The organism is Sphingomonas sp. BK345 (assembly GCF_014193845.1).
Taxonomy (GTDB): Bacteria; Pseudomonadota; Alphaproteobacteria; order Sphingomonadales; family Sphingomonadaceae; genus Sphingomonas.
The window spans coordinates 343975-357015 of sequence record NZ_JACHZX010000001.1 but is presented as its reverse complement, the minus strand read 5'-3'; the positions used below and the strand labels follow the sequence as shown (position 1 = coordinate 357015).

The window sequence follows — 13041 nt, the reverse complement described above, 5'->3', positions numbered from 1 at the left end:
TAGACGAGGAACTTTTTTGCGTCGCAGCGTGAGGTAGGGAAACAACGCTGCGTCTTTCCCGATGAAGCCGCTCAACGAGGCGGCGCGCATCAGGGAAAGACAGAGCATGACACAGCGCCATCTCCGCCGCACTCTCCTGGCCAGCGGCGTGTACCCCTGGGCGCTGGTCGCCGCCGCGGCGAGCGCCCAGGTCGCGGTGCCGACCGCGGAGAACCCGCCTGCCGCGGCGGCCGAGGCGATCGCCGCGGCGCAGGACCCGACCGAGCCCCCGCCGCCGTCCGACGAGGTGATCGTCACCGGCTCGCGTATCGCGCGCCCCGACTATGTCGCCAATTCGCCGATCGTCTCGCTCTCCACCGACACGATCGAGAACAGCGGCCGCGTCACGGTGGAGAGCGCCCTGACGCAGATGCCGCAGTTCAGCGGCGCGTTTGGGCAGGGCAACGGCGGCAGCACCTCGACCGGGCTCAACGGCGGCCAGGCCTATGCGTCGCTGCGCGGGCTCGGCTCGAAGCGCACGCTGCTGCTGCTCGACGGGCGCCGCATCCAGCCGTCCAACCCCGACGGTTCGGTCGACCTCAACATCATTCCAGAGGCGCTGATCGAGAACATCGAGGTGATCACGGGCGGCGCCTCGACCACCTATGGCTCCGACGCGACCGCTGGCGTCGTCAACTTCCGCCTGCGCCGCAACTTCAAGGGGCTGGAGCTGAGCGGCCAGACCGGGGTGAGCGATTATGGCGACGGCAACACCTATCGCCTGACCGGTACGCTCGGCTCCAAGTTCGCCGACGACCGCGGCTCGGCGGTGCTGTCGGTCGACTACACCAAGCGCAAGGCGGCGATCCAGTCGAAGCGCGACTATTACGTCTTCCGCCAGTCGACGCCGGGACTGGCGACGATCCCGCAGGGCAATACCGTGTTCGGCGCCAACACGCCGACGCTGGCCGCGGTCAACGCCGTGTTCGGCGGCTATGGCACGCCCGCGCTGACCAGCAGCAACGCGCGCTACAACGGGCAGATCGGATTCAACACCGACGGCTCGTTGTTCTCGACCCAGGGCGTGCCGGTCTACAACTTCCGCGACCCGCAGACCGATGAGGCCTATATCGTCGACAGCGGCCCGGGCGCGCAGCAGATCAACTTCGGCTACAACGGCGGCACGCTCCAGCCCGATCTCGATCGTTGGTCGATCTTCGGCAAGGTGGACTATGCGCTGAGCGACAGCGTCCGCGCCTTCGTCCAGGCGACCTACACCACCTATACGTCGCTGGGCATCAGCAACCCGACATTGGCCTCGAACGTGTACGGGCTCAGCGTGCCGGTGACGAACCCGTTCATTACGCCCGCCTTCGCCTCGATCCTGGCGTCGCGCGCCAACCCTAATGCGCCGTTCACCTTCTACAAGGCGCTCAGTGTGCTCGGCCCGCGCTACCAGAGCTATTCCTACGACGTGTGGCAGGTCACCGCCGGCCTGTCGGGCAAGCTGGGCGTGGGCAACTGGACCTGGGACGTCTACGGCTCGACCAGCGAGGCCAAGTTCCAGAACGAGCAGACCGGCGGCGCCAGCGCGAGCGCGCTCAACCGCCTGCTCACCTCGCCGACCGGCGGCATCGAGCTGTGCGAGGGCGGGTTCAACCCGTTCGGCAACCAGATCCCGTCGCAAGCCTGCGTCGACTATATCTCGCGCCGCACGCTCAACACCAACTCGCTGCGCCAGCGCACGGTCGAGGGCAACATGCAGGGCAGCCTGTTCACGCTGCCCGCCGGCGACGTGCGGCTCGCGGTCGGCGCCGACTATCGTTACAACGGCTACGGCTTCCTGCCCGACTCTGCGCTGGCGCAGCCCGACGGCACCAGCGACATCCTCGGCTACAGCGTGCTGCGCCCCGCGAGCGGGACGGTGGAGACCGGCGAGGCCTATGCCGAGCTGCTGGTGCCGCTGCTGCACGACCTACCGCTGATCCGCGAGCTCGAGCTCGACCTCGGCTATCGCTACTCCAACTACAGCTCGGTCGGCGGGGTCCACGCCTACAAGGCGGACGTGACGTGGAAGGTGTTCGAGCCGCTGCGGCTGCGCGGCGGCTACAACCGCGCGATCCGCGCGCCCAGCGTGGGCGAGCTGTTCGCGCCGGTGTCGACCGGCTCGGTCGGGATCGGCACCGCCACCGCCAGCACCACCAACGGCGACCCGTGTGACACCCGCTCGTCCTACCGGCGCGGCAGCGATGCCGCAGCGGTGCGGTCGCTGTGCCTCGCGCAGGGCGTGCCGACGTCGATCATCGACACCTATCAGCTCGGCACCGCGCAGGTGTTCGCGCTGACCGGCGGCAACCCCGACCTGGAGGAGGAGACCGCGGACACCTATTCCGCCGGCGCGGTGCTCCAGTCGCCTTTCTCGGGTGCGTTCAGCAACCTGTCGCTGTCGGTCGACTTCTACAAGATCAAGATCAAGGACGCGGTGGGGCCGCTGTCGATCTCGCAGGCGTTCCAATTCTGCTTCAACTCGGGCGGCAACAATCCCGGCTTCGATCCGAGCAACTATTATTGCTCGCTGATCACGCGCAACACCGCGTCGGGCGTGCCGCTCAACCCGACCCAGCCGCTGCTCAACCTCGGCACGTTCAACGTCCAGGGCGTCGACGTGCAGTTCGACTGGCGTATCCCGCTCGACCAGCTCGGCCTGGGTGACTCGGGCAGCATCGCGCTCAACAGCGCGGTGAGCTATCTCGACAAGTTCACCATCCAGGCGCTGCCCGGCGCGCCGACCTACGATTATGCCGGCTCGACCGGGGTCGGCGTGGAGACCACCGCGGGGCTGGCGCACCCGCGCTGGAAGGCGATCACCTCGCTGACCTACTCGCTGCAGCAGGCGAGCATCGGCCTGCGCTGGCGCTACATCGACGGCATGATCAACTCGGCGAAGGTGGTGAACCCGACCAGCACGACGCGCGGCGTCGCCAGCTACAACGTGTTCGACCTCAACGCCCGCTTCGAGGCGGGCGAGCGCGCCGAGTTCCGGCTCGGTGTCACCAACCTGCTCAACCGCAAGCCGCCGCAGGTAGGCGACACCGAGGGCAATTACGACGCCCAGAACTACGACGTGATCGGCCGCTACTTCTTCATCGGCGCGACGACCAGATTCTGATCAGGGGAGCAGCATCCATGACCATCAAGACCTTCACGCTCGCACTCGCGCTGTCGGCCGGCGCCGCGGCACCCGCCGACGCGCAGCAGCTCGGCGCCGCCGATACCGGGCAGATCCTCGCCACGGTCACACGCGACGCGCCGGCACTGTCCGAGACCGCGCTACAGATCTGGAAATATGCCGAGGTCGGCTACCAGGAGGCGCAGAGCTCCGCGCTGCTGCAGCAGCGACTTACCGCGGCGGGCTTCACGGTGACGCCGGGGGTCGCCGGCGAGCCGACCGCCTTCGTCGCCTCGTTCAAGAACGGCGCCGGCCCGGTGATCGGGGTGCTGGCGGAATATGACGCGCTGCCCGGGCTGTCGCAGGCCGCGTCGCCGACGCGTGCCTCGCTCGGCGGCGAGGCGGGGCACGGCTGCGGGCACAATCTGTTCGGTGCCGCCTCCAGCTATGCCGCGATCGCGGTGAAGGAGTGGATGGTCAGGAACAAGATTGCGGGCGAGCTGCGCGTCTACGGGACGCCGGCGGAGGAGGGAGGATCGGGCAAGGTCTACATGGTGCGCGATGGCCTGTTCCGCGACGTCGACACGGTGCTGCACTGGCACCCCGGCAACACCAACTCGGCGGCGCAGGGCCCGTCGATGGCGAATATCTCGGGCAAGTTCCGCTTCCACGGCCGCTCGGCGCACGCCGCGGGCAACCCAGACAAGGGCCGTTCCGCGCTCGACGGCGTCGAGGCGATGGACGCGATGGTCAACCTCATGCGCGAGCACATCCCCGATCGCACGCGCATCCACTATGTCATCACCAAGGGCGGCAAGGCCCCCAACGTGGTGCCCGACGAGGCCGAGGTCTATTACTACGTCCGCCACGTCGATCCCGCGGTGGTGAAGGCGGTCTGGGCATGGGTGAAGCAGGCCGCCGACGGCGCCGCGATGGGCACGCAGACCAAGGTCGACGTCGAGGTGACCGGCGGCGTCTACTCGCTCCTGCCGAACGCGGCGCTGATGGCGGTGATGGACCGCTCGCTCCACGCCGCCGGGGCGATCAGCTGGACGCCGGAGGAGACCGCCTTCGCGCAACAAATCCAGACGACGCTGGCGCCGGGCGCGCCGCCGCTAGCGAGCGTCGGCCAGATCCAGCGAGCGACGATCGTCGACGACGCACTCGGCGGCTCGACCGACGTGTCCGACGTGAGCTGGGTGACGCCGACGGTGGGCTTGTCCACCGCCACCTTCGTCCCCGGCTCGGCGGGGCACAGCTGGCAGAACGCCGCCGCGGCGGGCAGCAGCATCGGCGTCAAAGGGGCGGTGCTGGCAGCCAAGACGCTCGCACTCGCCGCCGCCGACCTCTACCGCAACCCCGCCACGATCGCGGCGGCGAAGAAGGAGTTCGCCGGGCGGCGCGGCGCCGGGTTCGAGTACAAAGCGATGCTGGGCGATCGCAAACCGCCGCTCGACTATCGCAAGACCGCGGAGGAGTGAGCGCCGCTCCCCGCCCCGCGCCTGGGGCGGGGACGCCACCCGATCAGCGCGGCGCGAGCTCGATCCAGTCAGCGTCGCGCGCGCTCACCCGCGCCACGCCATAGGCCTCGAGCGCGGCGACCAGCGCCGGCGCGCCGTCGCGCGTGCGGAGGGAGCCGCTGAACGGGTGCGCCGCCAGCGCAGGGTCGCGGATGACGATCCGCCGCGCGTCGTAGCGCGCGAGCTGCGCCGCCACCGCGGCAAGTGGGACGGCGGAGAAGGTGAGCCTGCCGCGCTGCCAATCGGTCGCCGCGGCCGCGCCGTTCGCGGCGAGAGCGATCACCGCGCCGCGTGCCCTCAGCACCTGGCCCGGCGCGAGCACCCGCGCGCCCGCCGGAGTCTGCACCCGCACCGATCCCTCGGTGAGCGCCACCACCATCTCGTCGGCGCGATGCTCCACCGCGAAATGGGTGCCGAGCGCGGTCACACTGCTCGCGCCGCTGGCGACGACGAAGGGATGCGCCGGGTCCCGAGCCACCGCGAACAGCGCGCGCCCCGCGACAAGATCGACGCGCCGCGTCGTGCCACGCGGGTAGACCAGAGCGACAGAGGCGGCGTCGAGCGTCACCCGAGTGCCGTCGGCCAGCCGTACCGTCCTGAGCTCGCCGATGCCGGTGGCGAGACGCGTCGCGGGTGCGGCCGCGCCGGGGTGTGGGGCTGGACGCGGCGCGATCAGCAGCGCGGTCGCACCCAGGCCGATCGTCCCCGCGATCGCGGCAGCAGCGGCGAACGGCATCCAGCGCCGCGCGGGCGACGGCGGCCGGCGCAGTGCCGCGTCGCGCAGCGCGGCAAACGCGGGATTATCGCGCAGCGCGTCGATCGCGGCATCGGCGCGCTCGATCTTGCGCCATGCCGACGCATGCGCCGGGTCCGCGTCACGCCATCCGCGCAGCGTAGCGCGTGCGGCGTCGTCCGCGTCGTCGGCTCGCAGACGCGCGTAGCGCGCGGCCGCCTCGTCCGCGGGGTCGTTGCCGGCGCCGCGCGCCATCAGTCTATCGCCGCGGCCAGGGCGCGGATCGCCTTCATGATGTGCTTCTCCACCGCGCTCACCGATATTCCCATGTGTCGGGCGATGGCCGCGTAGCTCATCTCCTCGAAGCGGTGAAGCACGAAAGCCTGCCGGGTCCGTTCCGGCAGCTCGCCTACCGCCGCGATCAGCCGGGACCAGCGTTCCTTGCCGAGTAGGACGCGCTCGGGCGAGCGTCCCTCAACCGGATGGTCATTTTCCTCGAGCGTGACATGTTGTCCGCGCTGGCGCACCTTGTCGCGGCGCGCGCGGTCGGTCAGCACGCTCTGCGCCACCTGGAAGACATAGCCTTCCATGTTGGCGATCTCTCGATCTCCCTCGCGGACGTGCATTCGTATCGCCACGTCCTGCATCAGGTCGTCGACGTCCTCGGGTCGCGCGCGCTTCATCAGAAAGCGGCGCACCGCCGGCAGCAGCGGCGCGACCAGCTCGTCGACCGCGGCGGTCCTTGCCCGTTTGGCATAAACGCCCAGCACCGATCCTCGCCCCCTGACGATCGTGACCCAAGCCTGTCGTGCATCCCCTGTTGTGATGCGGAGACGACCATGTTGTAACCTGTTCGTCAAGAACGCAGATGCCGCGCGAAGCGGCACGCCGGTCGGCAGGTGAACGGGAGGTGTAACGGGCGCCGCGGGCGCGGAGGGAAGCAATGGGGGCGACGCGTAGCGCGACAGACGGCACGGTCGCGGTAGTGCTCGCTATCGCGCTGGGCGCCGTGTGCGCGTCGCCGGCGCGCGGCGAAGGGCCGGCACGTGCGCCGGCGATCCCCGCTGGCAGCACCGAACGGGCGCTCGCCGCGCTCGCGGCGCAAGGCGACGAGCAGATTCTGTTCGATCCTAGACTGGTGCAAGGACGGCGATCGCCGGCGGTGCCGCCCGGCATGCCGCTGCCGCTCGCGCTCGAGCGCGCGCTCGCCGGAACCGGACTGAGCCTGCGTCGCGTCGGACCCGGCGTGCTCGTGGTCGTGCCGGACGCGGCGCAGGCGCCCGTCGCGGCGACCGGCCCAGACGTGGTGGTCACCGCGCTGCGTCGCCCTACGCTGCTGAGCGGCACCAACGCGAGCCTCGTGCTGGTGTCCGCCGAGACGATCGCGGCGCGCCGGCTCACCGACCAGCAGGCGCTCGCCAGAGTGCTGCCCGAGCTGGCGGTTACCCCAACCGGGCCGCTCCAGCGCCGCCTCGCGATCCGCGGGGTGAGCGGCACCGGTGAGGGGACCGTCGGCGTCTACATCGGCGAGACGCCGGTGAGCGCGCCCGGCGGCACCGGCGCGGACCCGGCGGCGATGGCGCCAGACGTCGACCTCGTCGACATCGAGCGGGTCGAGCTGCTCAAGGGGCCGCAGGGTACGCTGTACGGCGCCTCGTCGATGGGCGGGACCCTGCGCACGCTGTTCCGGCGCCCCGAGGCGGACTCGATTACGGCCGAGGTCGCGGTCGAGGGCGGAATCACCGCGCGCGGTGCCCCCACCAGCGCCGCGAGCGCGATCCTCAATGTCCCGCTGGTGCAGGATCGGCTCGCCGCCCGCGGCGTCATCGCACGGCGGCGCAGCGGCGGCGTGATCGACAACCCACGGCTCGGCTATGTCGACGGCGACGCGGTGACTCGAGAGAGCGAGCGCTTGACGCTCACCTGGACCCCCGCGCATGACATCCGCCTCGACCTGATCGCGCTCGCCCAGCGTCAGCGCATCGACGACGCTGGGGCTTGGCGGGCGGCGGACGGCCGCGACCGCGCCGCTGTCGCGACCCGGCCGCGCAGCCGCTCGGCGCTGTCGCTCGTTTCGGGTACGCTGCAATGGTCGCCGCGCAGCCTGCGCGTGACCGCCACTGTCTCGCGTTATCGCTGGACGATCGTGCGCGAGCTCGACTTCAGCGAGGTCATCGAGCGGCAGCGCTATGATCCCGCCGCCTGCGCCCGGGTCACGGCGGCGGGGGACGGTATCGGGTGCGACCCGGTGGTGCTCGCCGCCTATGTTGACGCGCGCTCGCCCGCGTTGCTGCACCAGCCAATGACGGTGCGCAGCACCAGCGGCGAGTTGCGCGTGTCGGACGGCGGGGCAGGGTCTTGGCGCTGGACGCTCGGCGTCTTTGCGGAGCATCGCAGGGAGAGCGTCGACAGCTTTACCCTACGCGCCGACGCTGCGACGGGGGGCGTGCTGCGGCCGTTCGACGTCACCGGCCTGCGCTCGCTCGAGTCCAGCCTCGATCAGCAAGCGGTCTTCGCCGAGGTCGAGCGTGACCTCACTGACGCGCTCACCCTGGTCTCTGGCGCGCGGCTGTTCCGCTACGTGCGAGCGGGCGACGGCGCGGTGCCTGTGGCCAACCTGCTGACCGGAACGGGCGGGATCGCGTCGGGAGCGCGCTATCGCAGCGCCGCCGGCGGCAGCAACCTCAAGGCCGCGCTCAACTGGCGGATCGGCTCGGACACGCTGGCGCGGCTCGTGGTGTCGGAGGGCTTCCGGCCCGGCGGCGTCAACATCACGCCCGAACTGAGCGCGGACGAGCGCGTGTACCAGGCCGACCACCTTTGGAACTACGAGCTCGGAGTGCGCTCGCAGCGTCTCGGCACCGAGCTGGCCGCCTTTCATATCGACTGGGACGACACGATCGTCGCCGCCAACAGCGTCAACGGCGCCTTCCTCTACAACACCAATCTGGTGAGCGTCGACATAAACGGCATCGAGGCGCTGGCGAGCCGCTCCGCGGGGCCGGCGCGGTTCACCGCGGCGCTCGCCTGGGTCGACGCGCGGCTCGCCGCCGATACGTTGCTGGGTACCAGCGAGGGCATTGGACATCGCGGCGACCGGATGCCGAACATGCCCGCGATGACGATCATGCTGAGCGGTGAGACGCGTCTGTCACGCATATCGCCGACGCTCGCGATCGGCGCTGCCGTCGCCGCCGCGAGTTCGTCGCGATCAACCTTCAACGCGACGAGCCCCTATCACGAGCGCACGCCATCGCGCGTCACCGTGGACCTGTTCGCGCGATGGTCGTCACGTGCTTGGTCGCTGCGGGTTGGAATTGACAACGCGTTTGACGCAGACGCCATCACCCGCATCCAGTCGAGCGCCTTCGGCGAGCGGCAGGTCTATACCAGTCGGCCTCGTACGGCATCGTTGACTATCGCACGCTCCCTTTGAACGACCATCACGCGACGATCGGCGCGGGCGGTGCGGGCCGGCCTCTCACGGCAGAATGTAAACGATCCTCTGACGCTCGGATGTGGGCTGGCGCTCCTGAGTGACCGGTAAAGGGTCCTCGAAACGACGAAGAAGAGGCTGCAAGCGCCTAACATCGGGCATTTCCTGCCGATTGGCAGGGGCACTGTGGACGCCAAGCCTTTGAAGAAATATCCTATTGGGCTTCGTCAGTGTCGTCGTCACAACCGGACTACTTGGTTCTAAGCTCGCCCGAGCGAGGCAAAGTTGGTAGACCAACGCTCCATTGACTGGTTCGGGGCGGATCCCGAACGGGCATCCGCAAACCCGTCGATAGGTCGTTCGGCCAAGTGCGCGGGAGCCCCGCCTTGTTGAACGCCGAGATGAACGGATAATCAGAGTTGATTGGTCGGCAGGTGACCCTAAGTAATCGGTGATGGGTCCTCGGCACGAGAGGGCAGGGGGCCGCAAGCGCCCAATGTCATACGCTCAAGGTAGCTCCGACCGGGAGCGTTGGCGACTCGCCGCGAGACGGGTTAGCTGTCACGCCGACGCAGCGTCTTATCTACGAGCCAGAAGTGAAGGCGCTGAACCACGAGGAAAAGAAGCCCGGTGCCGATGAGCCCCGGCAGCACCATACCCTCCTGGCCCGGCCGGGGCTGCAGGTTCATCGCTAGCGCAGCATTGATCGCCAGAACGCCGATCGCCAACGCCGGAATGAATGCGAGAGCCAGCACCCGAGGACTCGCGATGGCGATGTTCAGCAGGTAACCTGGGCCAGCCACGGGATCGGCTTCAGCATCATCGCGGCGAGCGCGACGGAGGAACTCCAGCCGATCGCCGCAGGCATACGAGTCCAAGCTGCGGCGATCTAATGGCAGTTCCAGAACACGTATGAACGAACGTATGGCCCGCCCCGTTTGCAAGCTGGATTTCTGGATGATCTGATCAGTCTGCGTCAACGTTTGGGGTCTCATGGGCGAGCCCACGGCCAAGATGGACATCCGCACGCTCAGAGCCCAAAATTGACCTAGGCATCAGGGCGGGTTGAACGGTTGACGGTTTCGATCAGGCCTCCGTTCGCGCCTCGCCAACTGTCGCGGTCGTTGTCCCGCCTTCACTTCATCGGGATGCTTTACCGACCGACTTAGACTGACCAGCCGTCAGATATGTCACAGGTACATTCATGCGGTATCAATGCGACAAGCCACTGGGCGCCATAGCTGAACGCTGGAGAGGCGGCGACGCGGCGGATGAAAAAGCGTCAGCTATATGCCAGCTATATGGTCTTTCCCGGAATCGATCTCGCATTGCTACGATCGGTGCGCCTAATCGGCGATCCTTGAAGGTACCGTCACGTGATGGTGCCCCTTCAAGGGGTAACAAGAATGAAGTTCGTCTTCGCGGCCTCGCTCGCTGCCGTGCTCGGCATGCCGCTCGCCGCGCATGCGCAGTCGACGGTCGAGGACAAGACCGAGCCGACCGAGACTGCAGCGCCTGCGTCACCGATCACGGTCAGCGGTTCTGCCTCAATCGCTTCGGACTACCGCTTCCGCGGCGTGTCGCAGTCCGATCAGGAGATGGCGGTGCAGGGCGGCATCACCGTGTCGCACGAGAGCGGGCTGTATGTCGGTACCTGGGCGTCGAACCTGGCGGGCTGGGGCACCTTCGGCGGCGCCAACATGGAGCTCGACCTGATCGGTGGCTACAAGGCAAAGCTCGCCGACAATGGCACGCTCGACGTCGGACTGACCTGGTACATGTACCCGGGCGGCGCGGACAAGACCGACTTCGCCGAGCCCTATGTCAAGCTGAGCGGCACCGCCGGCGCGGCGACGCTGACCGCGGGCGCGGCCTATGCGCCGAAGCAGCAGGCGATCGGGCGCTGGTACCGCACCGGCGCCGACGCCGCGGCGGTCGTCTATACGGACCCCGGCGCCAAGGACGACAACCTCTACCTGTGGGGCGACGGCGCGCTGGCGCTCGCGGGCACGCCGCTCACCGCCAAGGCACACATCGGCCATAGCTGGGGGCAGGACGGTCTCGGCCCCAACGCCACCGCGGTGGCGCCGACCGGGGCGTACTGGGACTGGTCGCTCGGGGCGGACGCCACGTACAAGAACCTGACCTTCAACGTGAGCTACATCGATACCGACATCTCGGATCGTGAGGCGAGCTACCTGCGGCCGAGCTTCAGCAAGGGCAAGGACGGCACCGGCACCATCGCCGGCAGCACCGTCGTGGTCTCGCTGACCGCCGCCTTCTGATCGGGAGAATCCGATGGACCTGCTCTGGATCGCGATCATCGTCGGCCTGTTCGCGCTGACGCTCGCCTATGTCCGCCTGTGTGACCATGCGTGAGGGGATGACGCGATGACGCTCGACCTCTGGCTGGCGGCGCTGACCGCGCTCGGCCTCCTCGTCTACCTCGTGGCGGTGCTGATCCGCCCCGAACGCTTCTGAAGGAGGCGATTCCATGACACTCCAGGGCTGGTTCCTGATCCTCCTGTTCGTCGGCATCCTGCTGGCGCTCACCAAGCCGATCGGGCTGTGGCTCCACGCGCTGTACGAGGGGCGGCGCACGCCGCTCCACGTCGTGCTCGGCCCGGTCGAGCGCGGCTTCTACCGGCTTGCCGGGGTCGACCCGACGGCCGAGCAGGGGTGGCGCCGCTATGCGCTGCACATGCTGCTGTTCAACGTCGCGCTGCTGGTCTTCACCTACGCGGTTCTCAGGCTGCAAGGCGTGCTGCCGGGCAACCCGCAGGGCCTCGCCGGCCTCTCGCCCGATCTCGCCTTCAACACCGCGGTGAGTTTCACCACCAACACCAATTGGCAGAGCTACGGCGGCGAGGCGACGATGTCGAACCTCAGCCAGATGCTGGGGCTGACGATCCACAACTTCCTGTCGGCCGCGACCGGCATCGCGCTCGCCTTCGCGCTGTTCCGCGGCTTCGCGCGGCGCGAGGCGAAGGCCATCGGCAACTTCTGGGCCGACGTGACCCGAGTCACGCTCTACCTGCTGCTGCCGATCTGTGTTCTCTACACCCTCTTCCTGATCGCCAGCGGCGTGCCGCAGACGCTCGCCGGCGTCGTCGACGTCCAGACGCTCGAGGGCGCTCGCCAGTCGATCCTGCTCGGTCCGGTGGCCTCGCAGGAGGCGATCAAGATGCTCGGCACCAACGGGGGCGGCTTCTTCAACGCCAACTCGGCACACCCGTTCGAGAACCCGACCGCGCTGACCAACCTGGTCGAGATGCTGTCGATCTTCCTGATCGGCTTCGGGCTGACCTGGACCTTCGGCAAGGCGGTGGGCAACACGCGCCAGGGCTGGGCGATCCTGGCGGCGATGGTGATCCTGTTCCTCGCCGGCGTGACGGTGACCTACTGGCAGGAGGCCGCGGGCAACCCGGTGCTCCATCAGCTCGGCGTCGCGGGCGGCAACATGGAGGGCAAGGAGGTACGCTTCGGCATCGCCGCCTCCGCGCTCTTCTCGGTCGTCACCACCGCGGCGTCGTGCGGCGCGGTCAACAGCATGCACGACAGCTTCACCGCGCTGGGCGGGATGATCCCGCTGTTCAACATCCAGCTCGGCGAGGTGGTGATCGGCGGCGTCGGCGCTGGCATCTACGGCTTCCTGCTGTTCGCGATCCTCGCGGTGTTCGTCGCCGGGCTGATGGTGGGGCGCACGCCCGAATATGTCGGCAAGAAGATCGAGAGCCGCGAGGTGAAGCTCGCGGTGCTGGCGATCGCGGTGCTGCCGCTCGTGATCCTCGGCTTCTCCTCGCTGTCGGCGGTGCTGCAGCAAGGGTTGGCGGGCCCGCTCAACAAGGGGCCGCACGGCTTCTCGGAGATCCTCTACGCCTTCACCAGCGCGGTCGGGAACAACGGCTCGGCCTTCGCGGGTCTCACCGCCAACACGCCCTATTACAACGGGCTGCTCGGTGTCGCGATGTGGGTCGGCCGCTTCTTCATCATCGTGCCGATGCTCGCCATCGCGGGCAGCCTCGCCGCCAAGAAGTACACGCCGGAGAGCGCGGGCTCGTTCCCGACCACCGGCGGCCTGTGGGTCGGCCTGCTCGTCGGGATCGTGCTGATCCTGGGCGGCCTCACCTTCCTGCCGAGCCTCGCGCTCGGTCCGATCGCCGATCATCTCGCGATGATCCGCGGCCAGCTGTTCTAACGGGGG

At 68.7% G+C, this 13041-nt stretch carries 9 protein-coding genes; 6 read left to right on the top strand and 3 right to left on the bottom strand.

What is annotated here, in order from left to right:
• Positions 1–106 precede the first annotated feature (106 nt).
• Together FHY03_RS01565 and FHY03_RS01560 are read left to right on the top strand one after the other, a co-directional pair.
• Positions 107–3148: a TonB-dependent receptor domain-containing protein gene (locus FHY03_RS01565; RefSeq protein ID WP_183928310.1), complete on the top strand. Its 3042-nt coding sequence runs from the start codon at positions 107–109 to the stop codon at positions 3146–3148.
• A gap of 17 nt (positions 3149–3165) precedes the next feature.
• A complete protein-coding gene (locus tag FHY03_RS01560; RefSeq protein WP_183928308.1) occupies positions 3166–4629 on the top strand; it encodes an amidohydrolase in 1464 nt (487 codons plus the stop codon).
• Between the two features lie 43 nt (positions 4630–4672).
• Here the strand turns inward: FHY03_RS01560 and FHY03_RS01555 are convergent, their stop codons facing one another.
• Together FHY03_RS01555 and FHY03_RS01550 are read right to left on the bottom strand one after the other, a co-directional pair.
• A complete protein-coding gene (locus FHY03_RS01555) occupies positions 4673–5656 on the bottom strand; it encodes a FecR family protein (RefSeq protein ID WP_183921303.1) in 984 nt (327 codons plus the stop codon).
• Positions 5656–6288 (bottom strand): RNA polymerase sigma factor, encoded by a 633-nt coding sequence (locus FHY03_RS01550; RefSeq protein WP_311721277.1) that lies wholly within the window; start codon positions 6286–6288, stop codon positions 5656–5658. The genes FHY03_RS01555 and FHY03_RS01550 overlap by 1 nt, the downstream gene beginning before the upstream one ends.
• A gap of 56 nt (positions 6289–6344) precedes the next feature.
• Here FHY03_RS01550 and FHY03_RS01545 point away from each other — a divergent pair, with 56 nt between their 5' ends.
• Positions 6345–8837, top strand: a complete 2493-nt coding sequence (locus FHY03_RS01545; protein WP_183928306.1) for a TonB-dependent receptor — start codon at positions 6345–6347, stop codon at positions 8835–8837.
• Between the two features lie 554 nt (positions 8838–9391).
• Here the strand turns inward: FHY03_RS01545 and FHY03_RS01540 are convergent.
• Positions 9392–9817, bottom strand: a complete 426-nt coding sequence (locus FHY03_RS01540) for a hypothetical protein (RefSeq protein WP_183928304.1) — start codon at positions 9815–9817, stop codon at positions 9392–9394.
• 426 nt (positions 9818–10243) lie between these two features.
• On the opposite strand from FHY03_RS01540, the gene FHY03_RS01535 reads away from it, so the two are divergent.
• The 3 genes from FHY03_RS01535 (at position 10244) to kdpA (ending at position 13035) form a co-directional block, all read left to right on the top strand.
• Positions 10244–11122, top strand: a complete 879-nt coding sequence (locus FHY03_RS01535; protein ID WP_183928302.1) for a TorF family putative porin — start codon at positions 10244–10246, stop codon at positions 11120–11122.
• 106 nt (positions 11123–11228) lie between these two features.
• Positions 11229–11318 (top strand): K(+)-transporting ATPase subunit F, encoded by a 90-nt coding sequence (kdpF, locus tag FHY03_RS01530; protein WP_037531783.1) that lies wholly within the window; start codon positions 11229–11231, stop codon positions 11316–11318.
• 13 nt (positions 11319–11331) lie between these two features.
• Positions 11332–13035: a potassium-transporting ATPase subunit KdpA gene (kdpA, locus tag FHY03_RS01525; protein WP_183921299.1), complete on the top strand. Its 1704-nt coding sequence runs from the start codon at positions 11332–11334 to the stop codon at positions 13033–13035.
• Positions 13036–13041 lie beyond the last annotated feature (6 nt).